15 protein-coding genes are annotated in these 24379 nt (G+C 58.4%); 9 read left to right on the top strand and 6 right to left on the bottom strand.

The genetic code is table 11. The features are described 5' to 3' along the window. Window positions 1-2: 2 nt before the first annotated feature. Together wzb and F0319_RS06405 are read right to left on the bottom strand one after the other, a co-directional pair. Entirely contained in the window at window positions 3-446 is a 444-nt protein-coding gene (gene wzb, locus F0319_RS06410) for a low molecular weight protein-tyrosine-phosphatase Wzb (protein WP_023312405.1), read from the bottom strand. Between the two features lie 6 nt (window positions 447-452). After that, entirely contained in the window at window positions 453-1592 is a 1140-nt protein-coding gene (locus tag F0319_RS06405; protein WP_014170829.1) for a polysaccharide export protein, read from the bottom strand. 692 nt (window positions 1593-2284) lie between these two features. Between F0319_RS06405 and F0319_RS06400 the strand changes: the two genes are divergently transcribed. Next, entirely contained in the window at window positions 2285-3868 is a 1584-nt protein-coding gene (locus tag F0319_RS06400; protein ID WP_115875802.1) for a TerC family protein, read from the top strand. A 119-nt stretch (window positions 3869-3987) separates the two neighbouring features. Here the strand turns inward: F0319_RS06400 and asmA are convergent, their stop codons facing one another. The 3 genes from asmA to udk all read right to left on the bottom strand — a co-directional run bounded on the left by asmA (window position 3988) and on the right by udk (window position 7175). Next, window positions 3988-5838: an outer membrane assembly protein AsmA gene (gene asmA, locus F0319_RS06395; RefSeq protein WP_111965786.1), complete on the bottom strand. Its 1851-nt coding sequence runs from the start codon at window positions 5836-5838 to the stop codon at window positions 3988-3990. Window positions 5839-5860: 22 nt separating this feature from the next. Next, window positions 5861-6442 (bottom strand): dCTP deaminase, encoded by a 582-nt coding sequence (gene dcd / locus F0319_RS06390; protein WP_111965787.1) that lies wholly within the window; start codon window positions 6440-6442, stop codon window positions 5861-5863. Between the two features lie 91 nt (window positions 6443-6533). Further along, a complete protein-coding gene (udk, locus tag F0319_RS06385; RefSeq protein WP_008500855.1) occupies window positions 6534-7175 on the bottom strand; it encodes a uridine kinase in 642 nt (213 codons plus the stop codon). 343 nt (window positions 7176-7518) lie between these two features. Here udk and F0319_RS06380 point away from each other — a divergent pair, with 343 nt between their 5' ends. After that, complete coding sequence (locus tag F0319_RS06380; RefSeq protein WP_149366514.1) at window positions 7519-10848, top strand: diguanylate cyclase; 3330 nt, start codon at window positions 7519-7521, stop codon at window positions 10846-10848. Here the strand turns inward: F0319_RS06380 and alkA are convergent. Beyond that, entirely contained in the window at window positions 10819-11685 is an 867-nt protein-coding gene (gene alkA / locus F0319_RS06375) for a DNA-3-methyladenine glycosylase 2 (protein WP_149366513.1), read from the bottom strand. The genes F0319_RS06380 and alkA overlap by 30 nt on opposite strands. A gap of 130 nt (window positions 11686-11815) precedes the next feature. Between alkA and yegD the strand changes: the two genes are divergently transcribed. The 7 genes from yegD (at window position 11816) to baeR (ending at window position 24318) form a co-directional block, all read left to right on the top strand. Then, entirely contained in the window at window positions 11816-13168 is a 1353-nt protein-coding gene (gene yegD, locus F0319_RS06370; RefSeq protein WP_149366512.1) for a molecular chaperone, read from the top strand. 212 nt (window positions 13169-13380) lie between these two features. Next, complete coding sequence (locus F0319_RS06365; RefSeq protein WP_149366511.1) at window positions 13381-14583, top strand: MdtA/MuxA family multidrug efflux RND transporter periplasmic adaptor subunit; 1203 nt, start codon at window positions 13381-13383, stop codon at window positions 14581-14583. Next, complete coding sequence (locus F0319_RS06360) at window positions 14583-17705, top strand: MdtB/MuxB family multidrug efflux RND transporter permease subunit (protein ID WP_149366510.1); 3123 nt, start codon at window positions 14583-14585, stop codon at window positions 17703-17705. Before F0319_RS06365 ends, F0319_RS06360 begins: the two co-directional genes overlap by 1 nt. Then, window positions 17706-20783: a multidrug efflux RND transporter permease subunit MdtC gene (gene mdtC, locus F0319_RS06355; protein WP_149366509.1), complete on the top strand. Its 3078-nt coding sequence runs from the start codon at window positions 17706-17708 to the stop codon at window positions 20781-20783. It abuts the gene before it with no gap. Further along, entirely contained in the window at window positions 20784-22199 is a 1416-nt protein-coding gene (gene mdtD, locus F0319_RS06350; protein WP_149366508.1) for an MFS transporter, read from the top strand. Then, window positions 22196-23599, top strand: coding sequence for an envelope stress sensor histidine kinase BaeS (gene baeS / locus F0319_RS06345; RefSeq protein ID WP_149366507.1), 1404 nt, complete (start codon window positions 22196-22198; stop codon window positions 23597-23599). The genes mdtD and baeS overlap by 4 nt, the downstream gene beginning before the upstream one ends. Then, a complete protein-coding gene (gene baeR / locus F0319_RS06340; protein WP_111965796.1) occupies window positions 23596-24318 on the top strand; it encodes an envelope stress response regulator BaeR in 723 nt (240 codons plus the stop codon). Before baeS ends, baeR begins: the two co-directional genes overlap by 4 nt. Window positions 24319-24379 lie beyond the last annotated feature (61 nt).

Below are 24379 nucleotides of genomic sequence, written 5' to 3'. Positions count from 1 at the left end.
TGTTATCCCTGCTGAACTTTCAGTGCCTGCGCCCACTGTTGGGCAGACTGGTCAAGTAAGGTGTAAACCGCCTCAAAGGCCTCATGGCTTTTGCGATACGGATCGGGGATTTCACGTTCATTGTCCCAGTGACCAAACAGCATCACCTTGCCGCGCATCTCCGGAGCGATATCGCACAGCGCATGAATATGGCGTTTTTCCATCGTCAGGATCAGGTCATACTCCCGGCACATGCGGCCAGTGACCTGGCGGGCCACGTGACCGTCAAGAGAGAGGTGATGATCCCGCGCTACGCTCGTTGCGCGCTCATCGGCACCTTTACCGACCAGTGCACCCAGCCCTGCCGAATCAACGGTTAGTTCGGGCTGGTAGTGTTTCAACAACCGTTCAGCCGTAGGGGAACGGCAAATGTTCCCCACGCATACCACCAGAATTTTGTTAAACATCGCGGATTACCAGGTATGAATGTCGCGCGCCGTATCCGTCATGTAGCGAACGCCACTGATGGTTGGCAGCAACTGGTTGATCAGACGGTTCCAGCGGGCAACCGGCGCGGTGGTGACATACACCACATCGTATGGCTGGAGACGGAACTCCGTCGCCATCACCAGAGAGGTCGCATCGGACATATCCAGCTGGTAGATGTTGGCGATCTTGCCTTTCGCGCTGCCCTCACCTTTCAGCGGACGGATCACGAAGATACCGGTCGCGTTAGAGGTCGTCAGATCGATACCCTCAGCATTGCCCAGCGCTTCGGTCAGCGTCATACCGCTGAAGTCCATCTTGAGGGTGCTCTGTTTCTTCACTTCACCCATCACGAAGACTTTCAGATCGTCATTGCGCGGCACGTAGAGAATGTCGCCCGGATAAAGCAGGCGGTTCTGGGTCAGATCGCCGTTTTGCATCAGCGCCTGTAGCGAAATGCGCTGCTCCTTCCCGTTGTGGGTGAGCACGACGTTGCGCCAGTCGGCGCCGTCGGTTAACCCGCCCGCGGCGTTGATGGCATCCAGTACGGTCAGAGGAACGTTGGTGATGGCCTGCTGGCCGGATTTGTTCACCTGGCCCGAGATATAGGCTTTTTGCGAGCGGAATGCGGCGATATTAACGTCCACCTGCGGATCGGCGATGTACTGCGCTAAGCGGCCGGTAATATCACTACGGATCTCGGCAAGCGTTTTCCCCGCAACATGGACTTTACCAATGTAGGGATAGAACATGGTGCCATCTGACTGCACCCAGTTACCGGTGTCGCTTGAGCTGCGGTACTGGCCCGCAGGCGTGGTCAGTTCAGGGTGGTCCCAGACGGTCACGTTGATCACGTCACCCGGCCCCACGCGATACTGGTAGGACGCAATTTCCTGGTCCAGCGACATATTCGGCTGGGCAACATTCGGACGTGGACGTAATTGTTCGACCAGACGAGGCGTAAGTGGATAAACATTCACCATTTTGTCGAGATCAAAATCGGCATCCTGTTGCTTGATCACATCCTTACCCATTGTTGACATATTGCTGCCGGGAAAGACCGTGCAACCACTCATCAAGGTCACAGACACCAATAATGGCATCAATTTCATTTTGGATTTCATCATTGATTATTTATCACTTTGGCAGAGTAATTATCCTGTGCAATTTAAATAAGCTCGAGTCGTATTGGGTTTCAGCATGCAGTTAATCAAATAGAAATATAACTGGCATCAGTCCTAAAAAAAGCTTATTCATCCATTGGCTCTTGACAGAATAATCGAGGCTGATTCACACGCTTTCAGGCACGCTACCGCCCTTGGCTTTCAGTTACCAATCCACTGACTAAACAATGTGTTATGGATAGACACCCTCTTGAGCAAGGTCTTCTGGAAATATATCAGTCGCTTGAGAAACCCGACGAATAATGAATAACCATCCCTGAAGACCGAACATTAATAGCAACACCGAGATTTAACATTTGATGCTGGGAGAATTGTTGCAGCTAACCTAATAGCAGGCAAGGAGACAACTGTCCTAATATCGGTTTTTAAGATTAATATTAAGAGCAAATTTTTGACCTTTTAGGATTTTCTTTATATTGACAAAATGAAAGTAAAAATCATCGCCTGCGATATATCCTAAAATGCTTTCCCTGTAATTAAATATACGTATTTCGCTTATTTACAGATTATTGAGAATGCTCTCTTTTTTACCCGTCGTATTAAGAGAAATCTCAGCCCGGCATTGCAATTTCCCCCAGCTTTATCCATGATCGAAGTGTGACATTTGTCATATTACAGAAGGTATTGCTATTACTATGGAATGGATTGCCGATCCCTCAATCTGGGCCGGGCTGGTTACGCTGGTCGTCATCGAGCTGGTGCTCGGGATTGATAATCTGGTCTTTATCGCCATCCTCGCTGAAAAACTGCCTCCTTCCCAGCGCGACCGCGCGCGCGTAACGGGTCTGCTGCTGGCTATGGTGATGCGGCTACTGCTGCTGGCCTCTATCTCCTGGCTGGTGACGCTCACTCAGCCTCTGTTCTCCATTCACGGTCTGAGCTTTAGCGCCCGCGATCTGATCATGCTCTTCGGCGGGTTGTTCCTGCTGTTTAAAGCCACCGTGGAGCTCAACGAGAGGCTGGAGGGCAAAGACAGCGAGAACCCGACCCAGCGCCGCGGGGCGAAATTCTGGCCGGTGGTGGCGCAAATCGTGGTGCTGGATGCGGTCTTCTCCCTTGACTCGGTGATCACCGCCGTCGGGATGGTGGACCACCTTGCGGTGATGATGGCCGCAGTCATTATTGCCATCACGCTGATGGTAATGGCCAGCAAGGCGCTGACCCGCTTCGTGAACAGTCACCCGACCATCGTGATCCTCTGTCTGAGCTTCCTGCTGATGATTGGCTTTAGCCTGGTGGCCGACGGCTTTGGCTTCCATATTCCGAAAGGCTACCTGTATGCCGCCATCGGATTCTCCGTCATGATTGAAGCGCTTAACCAGCTGGCGATATTTAACCGCCGCCGCTTCCTTTCCGCGAATCAGACCCTGCGTCAGCGCACGGCCGACACGGTTATGCGCCTGTTAAGCGGTAAGAAAGAGGATGCCGAGCTTGACGCCGAATCCTCCGCCATGCTGGCCGATCACAGCGACGGGCAGATCTTTAACCCGCAGGAACGGCTGATGATTGAGCGGGTGCTCAATCTCAATCAGCGGACGGTTAGCAGCATCATGACATCGCGACATGACATTGAACATATCGACCTGACGGCCCCGGAAGCGCACGTTCGCGCACTGCTGGATAAAAACCAGCACACCCGCGTGGTGGTGACCGGCGGTGAAGAAGAAGATGAGCTGCTGGGCGTGGTGCACGTTATTGACCTGCTCCAGCAGCAGCTTCACGGTGAGCCGCTCAATCTCCGCGTCCTGGTCCGCCAGCCGCTGGTATTCCCGGAAGGGCTACCGCTACTTTCCGCCCTGGAGCAATTCCGTAACGCGCGCACGCACTTTGCCTTTGTAGTAGATGAGTTTGGTTCAGTGGAAGGGCTGGTCACGCTCAGCGACGTGATGGAAACGATCGCCGGTAATCTGCCTAACGAGGTGGATGAGATTGACGCGCGCCACGACATTCAGAAAAACGCAGACGGCTCCTGGACGGCTAACGGCCACATGCCGCTGGAAGACCTGGTGCAATACGTGCCGCTGCCGCTGGATGAAAAACGAGAATATCACACCATTGCCGGCCTGCTGATGGAGTACTTGCAGCGTATCCCGCAGCCGGGAGAAGAGGTTCAGGTGGGAGACTATCTGCTCAAAACGCTGCAGATTGAAAACCATCGCGTGCAGAAGGTTCAGCTCATTCCGCTGCGGGATGAAGAAGAACTGGATTTTGAGGTTTAGGTAAAAAAAAACGGCAACCCGGTTGCCGTTTTAGTATTTGCTCCCTCTCCCGTGGGAGAGGGTCGGGGTGAGGGCATCAGGCCGCACTGGCCTCCGGGTAAGGCGAGGCACAACGGACATCACAGCTTATCCAGCAGCTTTTTCACATCCTTGCCGTCCTGTGAATCTTTATTACGATCCGCCCAGCCGCTAAGCCGACGTTTCGCTTCATCCTGCAGATGCTTGCGCAGGATCTGATCCACCTGCAGGCTGTAATTCAGTGCCTGCCATTTGCCGTATACGGTCAGCGGGACCGGCGTCTCTTTCAGGAAGTCGATGAGCTTGCTTTCACCCTGCCAGCCGGAAAGTACCCGAACGTTAAAGCGCGTATCCGCCGTCTCTTTCACCAGATCCAGCTTGCCTTCACCGGTCACAGATAAGAGTGAAGAGTCGCCCTGCATTCCGTCGAGAGTAAGCTGGCCGTTGTCCAGCGTCAGGTCCGCGGTGAAGCTCTCGAGGCGGGTGGCGCTGTCGTAGTTATCCTGGGCTTTTACATCGCTGCTGCGCTCAACCGCCTGCTGCACCAGCTGCTGGAAGTTAAGCCCTTCCATACGGGAATTTTTCAGATCGAGATGCGCCTGCCCCTGCCACTCGCGGCGGAAAGCATCGGCATCAATTTGCGAACCTGAGAAGTCACCCGCGAGCGTCAACTGCCCCGTCAGGGATATCGGGTAGTTAAACGCCTTCAGGATGGTGCCTATCTCAACATTGTCGAGACGCGGCTGGAATTCGGCGCTGGCAACGTCTTTACGGACATCCAGCGTACCGGGCAGCGAGAGGTTTCCTGCGCCCATCTTACCGCTCAGTTCGGAGATCACCAGCAAACCGTTATGGTTAAACATCTGGCTGCTCACGTCGGTAAATTCCATGCCTCGCCAGCGCAGGCTATTGGCTTTCAGCAGAATATCCGCCGTGAATCCACGCAGGGCGTTATAGTCAGGCTGATCGAGATTAGACGAGATGACCGGACGTGATACCGGTGCCTGGCTTTGCCCCGTCTGCGTGGCATCGCTGTCCGTGGCGCTGGCTGGCAGAGGCGGCAACAGGTTTTCAAGGTTGAGCCTGTCAAACTGCAGATTCAGCACCCACTTCGGCTTCTCTTCGAGCGTGACGCTCGCCTGCCCCTTCAGGCTACTGTCATTAGCCTGCAGGTTGAGATTATCCAGCTCCAGCTGTTTTTGTTCTTCGCGCCATACGGCCTGCAGCGTTCCCTGCCCGGCGATCCCCAGGGCGGGAAGATCTGCCCCCGTCAGCTGCCAGTTAAGCTGCTGGATATCAGCCGTGAGCTGATGCGGGTAGTCTGACGCATTCACATTCGCATTCAGCGACAGGGTCAAATCACGCTGATCGCGATTCACGCGTCCGCTAAACTCTACCGTCGCAAGGTGGTGAGCATCCTGTTCCATCTGTAGGTTAATGTCGCGAACGGTCACCTGCTCCTGGTGTTCATGCTGGAAAACTAACACGCTATCGGCAACTTTCAGCTTGCCGATATCAAAAGACCAGCCAGTATCGGACGGCTCATCAGGAAGGGTATTCTCGCGCGGCGCGACCGGCGCATTTGCATCACGCACGGCTTCGGTTTGTGGGGTGAGCTGAATCACCGCGCCTTTCAGCATCACCTGCTTAACCTGCAGCTGATGGGAAATGAGCGGGATCAGCGCCACATCAAGGCGCATGTTGTCTGCGGACACCAGCGGCTGGGACGCTCCCGGCGCGGTGAGCGACATGCGGCCAGAGAGAATGCTGAGCTGCGGCCAGACGTGCCAGCGCAGCGGCCCGTCAAGATTCAGTTGATAACCACTGCGTGCCTCGACCTGCCGCACCATGTAAGTGCGGAAATCGTTGGGGTTAACCAGCAGAACCAACGCCGAAAGGCCAGCCACCAGCACCACCAGCAAAATCATCAGCGTTGTCAGAACTCTTCTCATGGCATCCTCAATGGGCTAACGATCAGTCTTTATCAATGCGGCTGGCAACCGCGCCCTGCTGGTCGCGATATTTTGCGTCCTGCCGACGGTTATAAGGACGATCTGCCGGGCCTGACAGCGGTTCAAAACTTAACGCGCCGATCATCATTCCCGGACGCAGCGCCAGCGGTAATTTACCGGCATTGAAGAATTCCAGAACGATACGCCCCGACCAGCCGGGATCGATACGGTGCGCGGTCACGTGAACCATCAGCCCCAGTCTCGCCAGCGAAGAACGGCCATCAAGCCAGCCGACCAGGTCCGCAGGCAGGGTTACAGATTCAAACGTCACCGCCAGGGCCAGTTCACCCGGATGCAGATAAAAAGCTTCGCCCTCGTCGATAACGATTTCGTCACTCATCACACGATCGAGCGCAGCGCTGACTTCGTCCTTCGGCCCGCTGAGGTCAATGAACGGTGCGGTATGGCCGCTAAAGGTGCGGAATTTATTCCCCAACCGTACATCAACGGTCACACCATTGATACGCTCAATGGGTGGACGTGGGGTAATAGACAAACGGCCTTCATCCAGCCAGGCTTCTATATCGCGATCACAAAGACGCATGGCACTTTCTCCTTTCATGCATCGTACCCTGAGGCGGTAAGCGCTCAGGGTAAAACCAGGTTATCTCTGAACGGTACACAATTCACGCGGCTTATTCAAAAAACTGGCTGATTTTCGCTTTTAAGATATCTATAGCAATGCGGTTTTTACCCCCGCGCGGCACAATGATATCGGCGTATTGTTTGGATGGCTCAATAAACTGCAGGAACATCGGGCGAACCGTTTTCTGGTATTGCGCCATGACGGAGTCCATCGAACGGCCGCGCTCATTCACGTCACGCTTGATGCGGCGCATCAGGCAGATATCCAGCGGAGTATCAACGAAAATCGAGAAGTTCATGGATTCACGCAGGCGGGCGTCGGTCAGAAGCAGGATGCCTTCGAGGATAATGACCTTTTTCGGCTCGATGCGGATGGTTTCCTGGGTGCGGGTGTGTTCTACGTAACTGTAAACGGGCAGTTCAATCGCCTGGCCGCTTTTGAGCGCTTCTAAATGCTGGAACAGCAAGCTGTGATCCATTGCATTTGGGTGGTCATAGTTCGTTTTAACGCGCTCTTCCATCGACAGATGGGATTGATCTTTGTAATAGCTGTCTTCGGGAATGACGCCGATATGCTCATCACCTACTTGTTCACGCAGTTCGCGATAAAGCGTACTGGCAATTAGACTTTTACCTGAAGCCGATGCGCCGGCGATGCCTATAATGACGCACTGATGAGACTTATCAGTCATAAATTTAGCGACCTGATTAACCTGGATGTTAAGGAAGGACGACGCCGGAGCGTCAAACGCGGCAATTATAGGGATTTCGCGGGCGTGATACCAGTCGAATGCACAGGTTCTGCGAGACTGGCCTAAAAGTGACGTCTTATTCCCTGAGTGAAATTTAAATGAGCGTTTTTTCAGCGTTTAACCGTTTTTTTTCACGGAGCTTCTATTTAATAAGTCTGTGGTGTCAAATTCTGAGCGGTCACCATATGAATTGTAAATTGTTTGTACTAGCATAAACCAAATTATCAAATTCACGCGTTCGGACATCTTCCCTGACGGCATGGCGTCTCTGGATAAAGCGGTAATGAATAAACAATACCAGCGGGTTTTGGTTACCACCCCACATCCTTTAATACGACTTGTCTGTCTGGGCCTGGTCACCTTTATCTTTACCTTATTTTCGCTGGAGCTCACCCGGTTCGGCACCCTGCTGGCCCCGCTCTGGTTCCCCACCGCCATTATGATGGTGGCGTTTTACCGCCATGCAGGAAAAATGTGGCCGGGAATCGCCCTGGCCTGTTCGTTCGGCAATATTCTGGCCACATGGATGCTGTTTTCGTGGGGATCGATAAACCTCACCTACACCTCAATTAACGTGGTTGAAGCCTTTACCGGTGCGTTATTGCTGCGCAAATTGCTGCCGTGGTACAACCCGCTGCAGAATCTGAATGACTGGATCCGGGTGGCCATCGGCAGCGCCGTGATACCGCCCCTGGTGGGCGGCGTCCTGGTATCTCTGCTGGCGCCCGGCCCTGAACCAGCGCGTAATTTCTTCGTCTGGGTGTTGTCTGAAGCCATTGGCGCGCTGGCGGTGGTACCACTGGGACTGTTGTTTAAACCGCATTATCTGCTGCGCCACCGTGACCCACGATTGCTGCTGGAAACCCTGACCACCCTGGCCGTGACGCTGGCCCTCAGTTGGGCAGCCATTACCTGGCTGCCGTGGCCTTTCACCTGCGTTATCGTTTTGCTTATGTGGAGCGCGGTGCGCTTGCCGCGAATGGAAGCGTTCATGGTGTTTCTTGTCACCGTGATGGTTGTGTCGCTGATGATTGCCCGGAACCCTGTGGCGCTGACAACCCAGCACGTCGGGCCGATGTTGAACGCCCCCTGGCTGCCGTTTCTGATGCTGCTCCTGCCTGCCAACGTGATGACCATGGTGATGTACGCCTTCCGCGCCGAGCGCAAGCACATTACCGAAAGCGAGGAGCGTTTCCGCAATGCGATGGAGTATTCCGCCATCGGTATGGCGCTGGTCAGCATCGAAGGTAAATGGCTTCAGGCTAACAAGGCGCTGTGCAATTTCCTCGGTTACAGCCAGACGGAGCTCCAGTCGCTGACCTTCCAGCAGCTCACCTGGCCGGAAGATCTGAATACCGACCTGGAGCAGCTCGAACAGCTGGTCAACGGCGACATCAACACTTACACCCTCGAGAAGCGCTATTACACCCGCGACGGGGAAGTGGTCTGGGCGCTGCTTGCCGTCTCCGTCGTGCGCCATGCCGACGGCTCGCCGCTCTACTTTATCGCCCAGATTGAAGACATTAACGACCTGAAGCAGACCGAGTGGGTCAATAAGCGCCTGATGGAGCGCATTACGCTTGCTAACGAAGCGGGCGGCATCGGCATCTGGGAGTGGGATCTCGAGCCAGACATCATCAGCTGGGACAAGCGGATGTTTGAGCTGTATGAAATCCCGCCGCATATCAAGCCTACCTGGCAGCTCTGGCACGATACGATGCTGCCGGAAGATCGTGCCCACGCTGAGAAGGTGCTGCGGGACTCGCTGATATCCCGTCTGCCGTTTAAGCTGGAATTCCGCATCCGCGTGAAGGAAGGCGTGCGCCATATTCGCTCCCTGGCGAACCGGGTGCTCAATAAGCAGGGCGAAGTCGAACGGCTGCTCGGTATCAACATGGACATGACCGAGGTTAAGCAGCTTAACGAGGCGCTTTTCCAGGAAAAAGAGCGGCTACACATCACGCTCGACTCTATCGGTGAAGCGGTGCTGTGCACCGATATCAACATGAACGTCACCTTTATGAACCCGGTCGCGGAGAAAATGAGCGGCTGGCTGCAGACCGAAGCTATCGGCCAGCCGATCCTGAAGGTGTTGCATATCACCTTTGGTGAAAAAGGGCCGCTGATGGAGAATATTCACAGCGGCGATATGTCCCGTTCTGATATCGATCAGGACGTGGTGCTGAACTGCCGTACCGGTGGTAATTTTGATATTCATTACAGCATTACGCCGCTCAGCACGCTGGATGGACAGAATATTGGCTCGGTTATCGTGATTCAGGACGTGACAGAGTCGCGCAAAATGCTGCGCCAGCTGAGCTACAGCGCCTCCCACGATGCCCTGACCCATCTGGCAAACCGGGTCAGCTTCGAAAATCATCTCAAACGACTCCTGCAGACCGTTCGCGAAACGCGACAGCGCCATGCCCTTGTCTTTATCGATCTCGATCGCTTTAAAGCCGTCAACGATACGGCGGGCCATGCGGCGGGCGATGCCCTGCTGCGGGAACTCTCTTCTCTGATGCTGACCATGCTCCGCTCCAGCGACGTGCTGGCGCGTCTGGGCGGGGATGAGTTTGGGTTACTGTTACCGGAATGCAATATTGAAAGCGCGCGCTATATTGCCGGTCGCCTGATTCATGCCATCAACGACTATCACTTTATGTGGGAAGGCCGCCTGCACCGGATCGGCGCCAGCGCAGGTATCACGCTGATTGATGAAAATAACCATCAGGCGTCAGAGGTAATGTCGCAGGCGGATATTGCCTGTTACGCCTCAAAAAACAACGGGCGCGGTACTGTGACGGTTTACGAACCCCAGCAGGAGCGGGATCACAACACGCGCAGCATGATGTCGCTTGATGAACAGTGGCACATGATTAAAGACAATCATCTGATGATGATCGCCCGCAGCGTCGCCTCCCCGCGCATCCCGGAAAGCAGTAATTTCTGGCTGCTTTCGTTACGCCTGTGGACCAGCCAGGGTGAAGTACAGGAGGAGCATGCCTTCCGCTCGGGCCTGGCGGAGCCTGAGCTTTTGCACGCCCTCGACAGACGTATCTTTAGTGAATTTTTCCGTGCCTCCGCCGCGCAGGTGGCCAGTAAAGGCATGGGCGTGGCACTGCCGCTTTCTGAGGCCGGTTTAGCCAGCGTAACGCTGGTCGATGAACTTCTCGAGCTGCTGGATAAAAGCCCCATGCCGGGCCGTCTCCTGCATCTGGTTATCTCTGCCGACGTGGTGTGCAGCCCGGATAAAAACCTGCAGCGGGGTCTGCAAAAGCTTCGCCAGGCGGGCTGCCGTGTGATCTTCAGTCAGATAGGACGCGACATGAACGTCTTCACGCACCTGAGCCCGAACATGGCCGACTATCTGATGCTGGACGCAGAGGTGGTCAGCAACGTCTATGGTAATCTGATGGATGAGATGATGGTGACCATTGTTCAGGGCCACGCCCAGCGTCTGGGAATGAAGACCATAGCAGGGCCGTGTAATCAGCCCATCATGATGGATACGCTCTCGGGCATCGGCATTGATTTTATCTATGGCGACACTATCGCCGAGCCGCAGCCATTAGATCTTCTGCTAAACACCAGCTATTTCGCCATCAACTGACGGTGCCCAGCCGTCGGTATACCAGATGTGCAGCAGCGCGTAGGAGCGCCACGGTTTCCAGCGTTCGGCATAACGACGAATTTGCGCGGGCGTCATTCCTGCGAAGCGTTGCTTAATCAGGTAATCATCCGGCAGAAACACATCTTTCGCCTGCCAGCCGCGCAGGGCCAGATAATTTGCCGTCCAGCGCCCTATCCCCGGCCGCTGCTGTAGCGCCTTCATCCCCTCTTCTATATTCACGGGCGGGAAAAGCGGAAACGTTCCGTCGATAACCGACTGCGCCAGATGAATCAGCGACTCCGCGCGTTTTACGGGCATGCCCAACGCTTTCAGCGCCAGCGGGTCCGCTGCCGCCAGCGCCTGCGGCGTGGGGAAGCAGAGATACCCCGGGCAATCCGCCACCGGTTCGCCGCATAACGCCACCACGCGCGACGCCAGCTTCGCCGCCATCGCCACGCTCACGAGCTGCCCGAGGATCGCCCGGACGCCCTGCTCGTACGCATCCATCGATCCCGGCAAACGTAAGCCCGGCCTTGCAGCTCCGAGATCGCCCAGCGTATCCGCTATGTGCTGCGGGTTGCAGGAGAGATCGAACAGGCGTTCTATGCGCTCGAGACATGCCTGCGCAACCGGAATCAACCCCGGACTGAACGTCACGGTCAGCGTATGGGCTGCGATATCCGGCGTCACGCGAAATATTCCCTGATGCCCTTCGCAGGCAAAACTGCGCTCGTAGTAGTCGTTTGTGACGGTTTCAATGCTCGTCACCGCACGCGCGCCAAGAAAGCCAAACATCCACTGCCAGTCGTAAGGGGGAAGCCAGTTCAGGGTGTACATCGTCTCTCCTTTTGGGTTCTTCACAGCATAAACGGAAAGGTCCTGTTTCGCCTTGCTTTCATATTCCTGTTGTCGCCATGCGGACATTTCGTTAAAGTCTCGCCCCTTCTCACCGGCATGGGGATTCATCGTGTTTATTGGATTTGACTACGGTACGGCAAACTGCTCGGTTGCGATTATGCAAAACGGGCAGCCACGGCTCCTGAAAATGGAAAAAGAGAGCACGCTGCTGCCGTCTATGCTCTGCGCACCGACGCGTGAAGCGGTGAGCGAATGGCTGTTCCGCCACCATCAGGTTCCGGCCACGGCGGCGGAGACCCAGGCGCTGCTGCGCCGGGCGGTCAGCTTTAACCGTGAGGAAGATATCGACGTTACGCCGTCCAGCGTGCAGTTCGGCCTCTCTTCGCTCGGGCACTACATTGAAGATCACGAAGAAGTCTATTTCGTTAAGTCGCCAAAATCCTTCCTCGGCGCCAGCGGCCTGAAGCCGCAGCAGGTCGCGTTGTTCGAAGACCTGGTGTGCGCGATGATGCTGCATATTCGCAATCAGGCGCAGACGCAGGTCACCGATGCGATTACCCAGGCGGTGATTGGCCGCCCGATCAACTTCCAGGGGCTGGGCGGCGACGAGGCCAACCAGCAGGCGCAGGGGATCCTTGAACGCGCGGCGCACCGCGCAGGCTTCCGCGATGTGGTATTCCAGTATGAACCGGTTGCCGCGGGGCTGGACTTTGAAGCCACGCTGACGGAAGAGAAGCGCGTATTGGTCGTGGATATCGGCGGGGGCACGACGGACTGCTCGCTGCTGCTGATGGGCCCCGAATGGCATAACCGTCGCGATCGTGAAAACAGCCTGCTCGGGCACAGCGGCTGCCGCGTAGGCGGTAACGATCTCGATATCGCGCTGGCATTCAAAAGCCTGATGCCGCTGCTCGGCATGGGCGGTCAGACGGAAAAAGGCATCGCCCTGCCGATCCTGCCGTGGTGGAATGCGATTGCTATCAACGATGTACCTGCGCAAAGTGATTTTTACAGCACCGCGAACGGCCGCTTCCTTAACGATCTGGTTCGCGACGCGCAGGACGCCGAAAAAGTCGCCCTCCTCTATAAAGTGTGGCGCCAGCGTCTGAGCTACCGCGTGGTACGTACCGCGGAAGAGAGTAAAATCGCCCTTTCCGACCGCGCCGAGCATGCGGTCTCCCTGCCGTTCATCAGCGACGAACTGGCCACCGCCATTTCGCAGGACGGTCTGGAGACGGCGCTTGCCCAGCCGCTGCAGCGCATTCTGGAACAGGTGCAGCTGGCGCTGGAGAACGGCAAAGAGAAGCCGGACGTCATCTACCTGACCGGCGGTAGCGCCCGTTCACCGCTGATTAAGAAAGCGCTGGCCGAACAGCTGCCGGGTATTCCGATTGCAGGGGGCGATGATTTTGGTTCCGTTACAGCAGGGCTGGCGCGCTGGGCGCAGGTGATGTTTAGCTAGCGTTGTTGCGGTGCGGCCTGGTGCCCTCACACCGCCCCTTTCCCACAGGGAGAGGGATAAAACACCAAAAACGGCAGCGGATGTTGCCGTTTTGCGTTTACCTCCATTCAGACCATTCCTGACAGTCTTCCATATTTCCTCCATTTTTCCGCTGTGTTAGCTGACTAAACTAGTATCATTCCCCGAAGTCTTCAGGATGAGAACGTATAACGATGAAAGGCAGTAACAAACCCCGCTGGGCAATCGCCGCTGGCATCATTGTGGTGGCCCTTGCCGCCGCCTGGTACTGGCACAGCCAATCCGCGAACTCCGCAGCTCCCGCCGGTGCCAGCAATCAGGCACAGCGCCCGGCAGGCGGAGGGCGTCACGGCATGCGCGGCGGAGCCCTGGCGCCGGTACAGGCGGCGACGGCGGTGAATAAAGCCGTTCCTCGCTATCTCACAGGTCTCGGGACCATTACCGCCGCCAATACCGCCACGGTGCGCAGCCGCGTCGACGGCCAGCTCGTCGCGATCCACTTCCAGGAAGGTCAGCAGGTCAAAGCGGGCGATCTGCTGGCCGAAATTGACCCGAGCCAGTTTAAGGTTGCCCTCGCCCAGGCGCAGGGACAGCTCGCGAAAGACAAAGCCACGCTCGCCAACGCCCGCCGGGATTTAGCGCGCTACCAGCAGCTGGTGAAAACCAACCTCGTGTCTCGTCAGGAGCTTGATACCCAGCAGTCGCTGGTCAGCGAAACGCAGGGCACTATCAAAGCCGACGAAGCCGCCGTTGCCAGCGCCCAGCTGCAGCTGGACTGGAGCCGCATCACCGCGCCGATTGACGGACGCGTCGGCCTGAAGCAGGTCGATATCGGCAACCAAATCTCCAGCGGCGACACCACGGGCATCGTGGTGATCACCCAAACCCACCCGATTGATTTAGTCTTTACCCTGCCGGAAAGCGATATCGCGACCGTCATGCAGGCGCAAAAAACCGGTAAAGGCCTGGTGGTGGAAGCCTGGGACCGCACCAACAAGCAGAAACTGAGTGAAGGGTCCCTGCTCAGTCTGGATAACCAGATCGACACCACCACCGGCACCATCAAGCTGAAGGCGCGCTTTAATAACCAGGACGATGCCCTCTTCCCGAACCAGTTCGTCAATGCGCGCATGCTGGTCGCGACCGAAGAGAACGCGGTGGTGATCCCCACCGCTGCACTGCAGATGGGTAATGAAGGTAACTTTGTCTGGGTGCTTAACAGCGACAATAAGGTCAGCAAGCATCTCGTAAAAACCGGAATTCAGGACAGCCAGACGGTGGTCATCAGCGCCGGCCTTTCCGCAGGCGACCGCGTGGTCACCGACGGTATTGACCGTCTGACCGAAGGAGCCAAAGTAGAAGTGGTTGAACCGGCGAAACAGGGAGCGACCTCCTGATGCAGGTGCTGCCGCCAGGCTCTACAGGTGGGCCATCACGCCTGTTTATCCTCCGTCCTGTCGCCACCACGCTGCTGATGGTGGCGATCCTGCTCGCCGGGATTATCGGCTATCGCTTCCTGCCCGTATCGGCGCTGCCGGAAGTGGATTACCCAACCATTCAGGTGGTGACGCTCTATCCCGGCGCCAGCCCTGATGTCGTGACGTCCGCCATCACCGCCCCGCTTGAGCGCCAGTTCGGCCAGATGTCGGGGCTAAAACAGATGTCCTCCCAGAGCTCCGGCGGCGCATCCGTCGTGACGCTGCAGTTCCAGCTGACGCTGTCGCTGGACGTCGCCGAGCAGGAGGTGCAGGCCGCCATCAACGCCGCCACCAACCTGCTGCCGTCGGATCTGCCTAACCCGCCTGTCTACAGCAAGGTGAACCCGGCGGATCCGCCGATCATGACGCTGGCCGTCACCTCCTCCGCCATGCCGATGACCCAGGTAGAGGACATGGTCGAAACGCGCGTGGCGCAAAAAATTTCTCAGGTTTCCGGCGTCGGCCTCGTCACCCTGGCGGGTGGACAGCGCCCGGCGGTGCGCGTCAAGCTGAACGCGCAGGCCATCGCCGCGCTGGGGCTCACCAGTGAAACCATCCGCACCGCCATTAGCAACGCCAACGTCAACTCGGCGAAGGGCTCGCTGGACGGCCCAACCCGCGCCGTGACGCTCTCGGCGAACGACCAGATGCAGTCCGCCGACGAATATCGTCAGCTGATTATCGCCTACCAGAACGGCGCGCCGGTGCGTCTGGGCGACGTGGCGACCGTAGAACAAGGTGCGGAAAACAGCTGGCTGGGAGCCTGGGCCAACAGGCAGCAGGCGATCGTGATGAACGTGCAGCGCCAGCCGGGCGCGAACATCATCGAAACCGCCGACAGCATCCGCACCATGCTGCCGCAGCTGATCGAAAGCCTGCCGAAATCGGTCAGCGTGAAGGTGCTTTCCGACCGTACCACCAACATTCGCGCGTCGGTCACCGACACCCAGTTTGAGCTGATGCTGGCGATTGCGCTGGTGGTTATGATCATCTATCTGTTCCTGCGTAACGTCCCGGCGACCATTATTCCTGCCGTCGCCGTACCGCTCTCGCTGGTCGGCACCTTTGCGGTGATGGTGTTCCTCGATTTTTCGATCAATAACCTGACGCTGATGGCGCTCACCATCGCCACCGGGTTCGTGGTGGATGACGCCATCGTCGTTATCGAGAACATCTCGCGCTATATCGAGAAAGGCGAAAAACCGCTGGCCGCCGCGCTGAAGGGCGCAGGGGAAATCGGCTTTACCATTATCTCGCTGACCTTCTCGCTGATTGCGGTGCTGATCCCGCTGCTGTTTATGGGCGATATCGTCGGGCGGCTGTTCCGCGAGTTTGCCGTGACGCTGGCGGTCGCCATTTTGATCTCCGCCGTGGTGTCGCTGACTCTGACGCCGATGATGTGTGCCCGCATGCTGAGCCACGAGTCCCTGCGCAAGCAAAACCGCTTTTCGCGCGCCTCCGAGCGCATGTTCGAGCGCATTATTGCCGCCTATGGTCGCGTGCTGGCGAAAGTTCTGAACCATCCGTGGGCAACGCTCGGCGTGGCGCTCGGCACGCTGGCGCTCAGCGTGATGCTGTGGATTTTCATTCCGAAAGGCTTCTTCCCGATCCAGGACAACGGCATTATTCAGGGCACGCTTCAGGCCCCGCAGTCGGTCTCCTTCGCCAATATGGCACAGCGCCAGCAGCAGGTGTCTGAAATCATCATGAAGGATCCGGCGGTCGAGAGCCTGACCTCCTACGTGGGCGTCGACGGCACCAACCCGTCGCTCAACAGCGCGCGTCTGCAGATCAACCTCAAGCCGCTGGATGAACGCGACGATCGCGTCAACGCCGTCATTGAGCGTCTGCAAAACGCCGTCGCGCGCGTGCCGGGCGTTGAGCTTTACCTGCAGCCGATTCAGGATTTGACCATTGATACGCAGGTCAGCCGCACGCAGTACCAGTTCACGCTGCAGGCCACCACGCTGGATGCCCTCAGCACCTGGGTGCCGCAGCTGGTGAACAAGCTTAACACCCTGCCCCAGCTCTCCGATGTTAGCAGCGACTGGCAGGACAAAGGGCTGGCGGCGTACGTTAACGTCAACCGCGATACCGCCAGCCGTCTGGGTATCACCATGGCGGACGTGGACAACGCCCTGTACAACGCCTTCGGTCAGCGCCTGATCTCCACCATCTACACCCAGGCGAACCAGTACCGCGTGGTGCTGGAGCACAACACGGAGAACACGCCCGGCCTGGCGGGGCTGGACTCGGTGCGCCTGACCAGCAAAGACGGCGGCATTGTGCCGCTGAGCGCTATCGCCACGGTGGAAGAACGCTATACCCCGCTGTCGATCAACCATCTGGATCAGTTCCCGTCCACCACCATCTCATTTAACGTGCCGGACAACTATTCTCTGGGCGAAGCGGTGGAGGCCATTCAGGCGGCGGAAAAAGATCTCAGCTTCCCGTCCGATATTCAGACCCAGTTCCAGGGCAGCACCCTGGCGTTTCAGGCCGCGCTGGGTAACACCATCTGGCTGATCGTGGCGGCGGTCGTGGCGATGTACATCGTGCTCGGCGTGCTGTATGAAAGCTTTATCCACCCGATCACCATCCTCTCTACCCTGCCGACGGCGGGCGTGGGGGCACTGCTGGCACTGATGCTGGCGGGCAGCGAGCTGGACGTGATTGCCATCATCGGCATTATTCTGCTTATCGGGATCGTGAAGAAAAACGCCATCATGATGATCGACTTTGCCCTGGCCGCCGAGCGCGAGCAGGGCATGTCGCCGCGCGATGCGATTTTCCAGGCCTGCCTGCTGCGTTTTCGCCCCATCCTGATGACCACGCTGGCCGCCCTGCTGGGCGCGCTGCCGCTGATGCTGAGCACCGGCGTCGGCGCGGAGCTCCGTCGTCCGCTGGGTATCGGCATGGTAGGCGGTCTGCTGGTGAGCCAGGTGCTGACCCTCTTCACCACGCCGGTGATCTACCTGCTGTTTGACCGCCTGGCGCTGTGGACCAAAAGCCGCTTCCCGAAACGTGAAGAGGAGGCGTAAGTGAAGTTTTTCGCCCTCTTCATTTATCGCCCGGTGGCGACGATTTTAATCTCGCTCGCCATTACCGTCTGCGGCGTGCTGGGCTTCCGGCTGCTGCCGGTAGCGCCTCTGCCGCAGGTGGATTTCCCGGTGATCATGGTCAGCGCTTCGCTGCCAGGCGCCTCACCGGAAACCATGGCCTCGTCGGTTGCCACGCCGCTGGAGCGTTCGCTCGGGCGGATTGCGGGGGTCAACGAGATGACCTCCAGCAGCTCGCTGGGCAGCACGCGCATCATTCTGGAGTTCAGCTTCGACCGGGATATTAACGGCGCAGCGCGCGACGTGCAGGCGGCCATCAACGCCGCGCAAAGCCTACTGCCGAGCGGGATGCCGAGCCGCCCAACCTACCGCAAGGCCAACCCGTCCGACGCGCCGATCATGATCCTGACGCTGACCTCGGATACGTACTCGCAGGGGCAGCTGTACGACTTTGCATCCACCCAGCTGGCGCAGACAATCTCACAAATTAACGGCGTCGGCGACGTGAGCGTTGGCGGGAGTTCCCTGCCCGCGGTGCGCGTGGGGTTAAACCCGCAGGCGCTGTTTAACCAGGGCGTGTCGCTGGACGACGTGCGCTCCGCCATCAGCAACGCCAACGTGCGTAAACCGCAGGGAGCGATTGAGGACGGCAGCCACCGCTGGCAGATCCACACCAACGACGCGCTGAAAACCGCGGCGGAATATCAACCGCTCATCATCCACTATAACAACGGCGCGGCGGTGCGATTAAGCGACGTTTCCAGCGTCACCGATTCGGTGCAGGACGTGCGTAACGCCGGGATGACTAACGCAAAGCCGGCGATTCTGCTGATGATCCGCAAGCTGCCGGAGGCCAACATTATCGAGACGGTGAACAGCATTCGCGCCCGTCTTCCGGACCTGCAGGAGACCATACCGGCGGCGATCGATCTGCAAATTGCCCAGGATCGCTCCCCGACCATTCGCGCCTCGCTGGAAGAGGTAGAGCAAACGCTGGTGATCTCCGTCGCGCTGGTGATCCTGGTGGTCTTCCTGTTCCTGCGATCCGGCCGCGCGACGCTTATTCCGGCGGTCGCCGTGCCGGTCTCGCTGATCGGTACCTTTGCCGCCATGTATCTGTGCGGGTTTAGCCTCAACAACCTGTCGCTGATGGCCCTGACGATTGCGACGGGTTTCGTGGTGGATGACGCCATCGTGGTGCTGGAGAACATTTCCCGCCATCTGGAAGCGGGCGTGAAACCGCTGCAGGCCGCGCTGCAGGGCACGCGCGAGGTGGGCTTTACGGTACTCTCCATGAGCCTGTCGCTGGTCGCGGTGTTCCTGCCGCTGCTGCTGATGGGCGGGCTGCCGGGCCGGTTGCTGCGCGAGTTTGCCGTCACTCTCTCCGTCGCCATCGGCATTTCGCTGGTCATCTCCTTAACGCTGACGCCAATGATGTGCGGCTGGATGCTCAAGCGCAGCAAACCCCATTCGCAGCCGCGCCGCAAAGGCTTTGGTCGCCTCCTGATCGCCATGCAGGAAGGCTACGGCAAATCGCTGAAGTGGGTGCTGAACCATACCCGACTGGTCGGTCTGGTGCTGATCGGCACCATCGTGCTTAACGTCTGGATGTACATCACCATCCCGAAAACCTTCTTCCCGGAGCAGGACACCGGCGTGCTGATGGGGGGGATTCAGGCGGACCAGAGCATTTCGTTCCAGGCGATGCGCGGCAAGCTGCAGGACTTTATGAAGATCATTCGTGAAGACAACGCCGTGGATAACGTCACCGGCTTTACCGGCGGGTCACGCGTTAACAGCGGGATGATGTTTATTACCCTGAAACCGCGCGGCGAGCGCAACGAAACCGCCCAGCAGGTGATTGACCGCCTGCGGGTGAAGCTCGCCAAAGAGCCGGGGGCAAACCTGTTTTTGATGGCCGTTCAGGATATCCGCGTCGGCGGGCGACAGGCGAACGCCAGCTATCAGTACACGCTGCTCTCGGACGATTTGGCCGCCCTGCGCGAGTGGGAGCCGAAGATCCGCAAGGCGCTAGCCGCCCTGCCGGAGCTGGCGGACGTAAACTCCGATCAGCAGGACAACGGCGCCGAGATGGCGCTGACCTACGACCGCGAAACCATGTCGCGGCTGGGTATTAATGTTGAAGCCGCCAACAGCCTGCTGAACAACGCCTTCGGCCAGCGCGAGATCTCCACCATCTACCAGCCGATGAACCAGTACAAGGTGGTAATGGAAGTTGACCCGCGCTACACCCAGGACATCAGCGCCCTGGACAAAATGTTTGTGATTAACAACGACGGCAAGGCGATTCCACTCTCCTACTTCGCCAGCTGGCAGCCTGCCAACGCGCCGCTGTCGGTGAACCATCAGGGGCTTTCGGCGGCATCGACCATCTCCTTTAACCTGCCCGCCGGTTCGTCACTTTCTGAGGCCAGCGACGCAATCAACCGCGCGATGACCCAGCTTGGCGTGCCGTCCACCGTGCGCGGCAGCTTTGCCGGGACCGCGCAGGTGTTCCAGGAGACGATGAACTCGCAGGTAATTTTGATTCTGGCCGCCATCGCCACGGTCTATATTGTGCTGGGCGTGCTGTACGAAAGCTACGTGCACCCGCTGACCATTCTCTCGACGCTGCCGTCGGCGGGCGTGGGGGCACTGCTGGCGCTGGAGCTGTTCGGCGCGCCGTTCAGCCTTATCGCGCTCATCGGGATCATGCTGCTGATCGGTATCGTGAAGAAAAACGCCATCATGATGGTGGACTTCGCGCTGGACGCCCAGCGCAACGGCAATCTGTCGCCGGAAGAAGCCATCTTCCAGGCCTGCCTGCTGCGCTTCCGTCCGATTATGATGACCACCCTGGCGGCGCTTTTTGGCGCGCTGCCGCTGGTTATCTCGGGCGGCGACGGCTCAGAACTGCGCCAGCCGCTGGGGATCACCATTGTCGGCGGCCTGGTGATGAGCCAGCTGCTGACGCTGTACACCACGCCGGTGGTCTATCTGTTCTTCGACCGCCTGCGGCTGCGCTTCTCGCGTAAAAACAGAACCACGGTGACCGAGTAAATGACCGATCTCCCCGCTAACGTTCGCTGGCAGTTATGGATAGTCGCCTTCGGCTTCTTTATGCAGTCGCTGGATACGACCATCGTCAACACCGCCCTCCCCTCAATGGCGAAAAGCCTGGGGGAGAGCCCGCTGCATATGCACATGGTGATTGTCTCCTACGTGCTGACGGTGGCCGTGATGCTGCCCGCCAGCGGCTGGCTGGCCGATAAGGTGGGCGTGCGGAACATCTTCTTTATCGCCATCGTGCTGTTTACTACCGGCTCGCTGTTTTGCGCCCAGGCCAATACCCTCGACCAGCTGGTGATGGCGCGCGTGCTGCAGGGCGTCGGCGGGGCGATGATGGTGCCCGTCGGGCGGCTAACGGTGATGAAAATTGTGCCGCGCGAGCAGTACATGGCGGCGATGACCTTTGTGACCCTGCCCGGTCAGGTGGGGCCGCTGCTGGGTCCGGCGCTGGGCGGCATTCTTGTGGAGTACGCCTCGTGGCACTGGATCTTCTTAATCAACCTGCCGGTGGGCATCATCGGTGCCATCGCCACCCTGGCGCTGATGCCGAACTACAAAATGCAGACGCGGCGCTTTGATTTCTTTGGCTTTATCCTGCTGGCGGCGGGCATGGCTACGCTTACCCTGGCGCTGGACGGGCAAAAAGGGCTCGGGATTTCCACCATGACGCTGGGTATTCTGGTCGCTCTCGGCGTCATCGCTATTTTGTGGTATCTGCGGCATGCCAGAGGTAACGATAAGGCGCTGTTCAGCCTGAACCTGTTTAAAAACCCTACCTACCGCCTTGGCCTGTTCGGCAGCTTCGCCGGGCGCGTCGGCAGCGGGATGCTGCCGTTTATGACGCCCGTTTTTCTGCAAATTGGCATGGGCTTTTCGCCGTTCCACGCGGGCCTGATGATGATCCCGATGGTGCTCGGCAGCATGGGGATGAAGCGCATCGTGGTGCAGGTCGTGAACCGCTTTGGCTACCGTCACGTGCTGGTGGCCGCCACGCTGGGGCTGGCGCTGGTCAGCCTGCTGTTTATGGCCGTGGCGCTGATGGGCTGGTACTACGTTCTGCCGCTGGTGCTGTTCTGCCAGGGGATTGTCAACTCCATGCGCTTCTCGTCGATGAATACCCTGACGCTGAAGGACCTGCCGGACGATCTGGCGAGCAGCGGCAACAGCCTGCTGTCGATGATCATGCAGCTCTCGATGAGCGTCGGGGTGACCCTCGCGGGCTTACTGCTCGGCATGTACGGCCAGCACCATCTCAGCGTCGACACGCCGGTGGCGCATCAGGTCTTTTTGTATACCTACCTCAGCATGGCGGTCATCATCGCCCTGCCCGCTTTCATCTTCGCCAGAGTGCCGGATGATACCAGCAAGAACGTCGTGATTAGGCGCGGCAAAAGGAGTGGCTCATGAAATTCTGGCGTCCGGGTATTACCGGCAAGCTCTTTGTAGCGATCTTCGCCACCTGTATCGTCCTGCTGATCACCATGCACTGGGCGGTGCGGGTAAGCTTCGAGCGCGGCTTTATTGATTACATCAAGCATGGCAATGAACAGCGTTTACAGGGCTTAAGCGATGCGCTGAGTGAACAGTACGCCCAACACGGCAACTGGCGTTTTCTGCGCAATAACGACCGCTTTATTTTCCAGATCCTGCGCTCGCTGGAGCACGATACCGGTGACGATCGCCCGGGGCCGGGCATGCCGCCGCACGGCTGGCGCACCCAGTTCTGGGTGATCGACCAGGATATGCGCCCCCTGGTTGGGCCGCGCGCGCCGATACCGCCGGACGGCACCCGGCGGGCAATTAAAGTGAATAACGCCACCGTGGGCTGGGTGATCGCCTCGCCGGTGGAGCGCCTGACGCGCAACACCGACATCAACTTTGACCGCCAGCAGCGCCGCACAAGCTGGCTGATTGTCGCCCTCTCCACGCTGCTCGCCGCGCTCGCCACCTTCCCGCTGGCGCGCGGCCTGCTCGCCCCGGTGAAACGGCTGGTGGAAGGCACGCACAAGCTGGCCGCCGGGGATTTCACCACCCGCGTCGATACCCGCAGCCAGGACGAACTGGGCAAGCTGGCGCAGGATTTTAACCAGCTCGCCAGCACGCTGGAGAAAAACCAGCAGATGCGCCGCGACTTTATGGCCGATATCTCGCACGAGCTGCGCACCCCGCTGGCGGTGCTGCGGGGCGAGCTGGAGGCCATTCAGGACGGCGTGCGCCAGTTTACGCCCGAATCGGTGGCCTCCCTGCAGGCGGAGGTGGGTACGCTCACCAAGCTGGTGGACGATCTCCACCAGCTCTCCATGTCTGACGAAGGCGCGCTGGCCTACCAGAAAGCGCCGGTGGACGTGATTAACATTCTGGAAGTGGCGAGCGGCGCCTTCCGCGAGCGGTTTGCCAGCCGCGACCTGAAAATCGACCTCTCCCTGCCGGACAGCGCGGTGGTGTTTGGCGACAAAGACCGGCTGATGCAGCTGTTCAACAACCTGCTGGAAAACAGCCTGCGTTACACCGACAGCGGCGGAGGGCTGCACATCTCCGGCAGGCAGGAAAACGGGCGCTTTGCCCTCACCTTCGCGGATTCCGCCCCCGGCGTGCAGGACGTGCAGCTGGAAAAACTGTTTGAACGTTTCTACCGTACCGAAGGCTCCCGCAACCGCGCCAGCGGCGGCTCCGGCCTGGGGCTGGCGATTTGCGTTAACATCGTCGAGGCGCATAATGGCACGATCCGCGCCGCCCATTCGCCTTTTGGCGGGGTTAGCATTACAGTAGAGTTACCTCTGGAACGGGATTTATCGAGAGAAGTATGACCGAGTTACCGATTGACGAAAACACGCCGCGCATTTTGATCGTCGAAGACGAACCCAAGCTGGGACAGCTGCTGATCGACTACTTACGCGCGGCCAGCTATGCCCCGACTCTGATAAGCCACGGCGACCAGGTGCTGCCGTATGTACGCCAGACTCCGCCGGATCTTATCCTGCTTGATTTAATGCTGCCAGGCGTTGATGGCCTGACCCTGTGCCGGGAAATTCGTCGCTTCTCCGACGTGCCGATCGTCATGGTCACCGCCAAAATTGAAGAGATTGACCGCCTGCTGGGGCTCGAAATCGGCGCGGACGACTACATCTGCAAGCCCTACAGTCCGCGCGAGGTGGTAGCCCGCGTGAAGACCATTCTGCGCCGCTGCAGGCCGCAGCGCGAGCTTCAGGTGCTGGACGCTGAAAGCCCGCTGATTGTGGATGAAAGCCGCTTCCAGGCAAGCTGGCGCGGCAAGCTGCTGGACCTGACCCCTGCGGAGTTCCGCCTGCTGAAAACCCTCTCCCACGAGCCGGGGAAAGTCTTTTCCCGCGAACAGCTGCTGAACCACCTGTACGACGATTACCGCGTAGTGACCGACCGCACCATCGACAGCCATATCAAAAACTTGCGCCGCAAGCTGGAAGCGCTGGACGCCGAACAGTCGTTTATTCGCGCGGTGTATGGCGTGGGGTATCGCTGGGAAGCGGATGCGTGCAGGATTGCCTAGTCATCCGCAGGTCAATCCAGGCCGGGTAAGGCGAAGCCGCCACCCGGCACAATAACTTTAC

It is taken from the genome of Enterobacter vonholyi (genome assembly GCF_008364555.1).
GTDB lineage: Bacteria > Pseudomonadota > Gammaproteobacteria > Enterobacterales > Enterobacteriaceae > Enterobacter > Enterobacter vonholyi.
The sequence above is the reverse complement of the archived record's forward strand: the minus strand, read 5'-3'. Positions and strand labels throughout refer to the sequence as shown.

What these genes read in the sequence shown, in the direction of transcription:
- mdtD (WP_149366508.1), top strand. Translation starts at nt 20,784, where the DNA reads ATGACCGATCTCCCCGCTAACGTTCGCTGGCAGTTATGGATAGTCGCC.
- F0319_RS06400 (WP_115875802.1), top strand. Translation starts at nt 2,285, where the DNA reads ATGGAATGGATTGCCGATCCCTCAATCTGGGCCGGGCTGGTTACGCTG.
- baeR (WP_111965796.1), top strand. Translation starts at nt 23,596, where the DNA reads ATGACCGAGTTACCGATTGACGAAAACACGCCGCGCATTTTGATCGTC.
- F0319_RS06380 (WP_149366514.1), top strand. Translation starts at nt 7,519, where the DNA reads ATGAATAAACAATACCAGCGGGTTTTGGTTACCACCCCACATCCTTTA.
- F0319_RS06360 (WP_149366510.1), top strand. Translation starts at nt 14,583, where the DNA reads ATGCAGGTGCTGCCGCCAGGCTCTACAGGTGGGCCATCACGCCTGTTT.
- wzb (WP_023312405.1), bottom strand. Translation starts at nt 446, where the DNA reads ATGTTTAACAAAATTCTGGTGGTATGCGTGGGGAACATTTGCCGTTCC.
- alkA (WP_149366513.1), bottom strand. Translation starts at nt 11,685, where the DNA reads ATGTACACCCTGAACTGGCTTCCCCCTTACGACTGGCAGTGGATGTTT.
- F0319_RS06405 (WP_014170829.1), bottom strand. Translation starts at nt 1,592, where the DNA reads ATGATGAAATCCAAAATGAAATTGATGCCATTATTGGTGTCTGTGACC.
- baeS (WP_149366507.1), top strand. Translation starts at nt 22,196, where the DNA reads ATGAAATTCTGGCGTCCGGGTATTACCGGCAAGCTCTTTGTAGCGATC.
- F0319_RS06365 (WP_149366511.1), top strand. Translation starts at nt 13,381, where the DNA reads ATGAAAGGCAGTAACAAACCCCGCTGGGCAATCGCCGCTGGCATCATT.
- dcd (WP_111965787.1), bottom strand. Translation starts at nt 6,442, where the DNA reads ATGCGTCTTTGTGATCGCGATATAGAAGCCTGGCTGGATGAAGGCCGT.
- asmA (WP_111965786.1), bottom strand. Translation starts at nt 5,838, where the DNA reads ATGAGAAGAGTTCTGACAACGCTGATGATTTTGCTGGTGGTGCTGGTG.
- udk (WP_008500855.1), bottom strand. Translation starts at nt 7,175, where the DNA reads ATGACTGATAAGTCTCATCAGTGCGTCATTATAGGCATCGCCGGCGCA.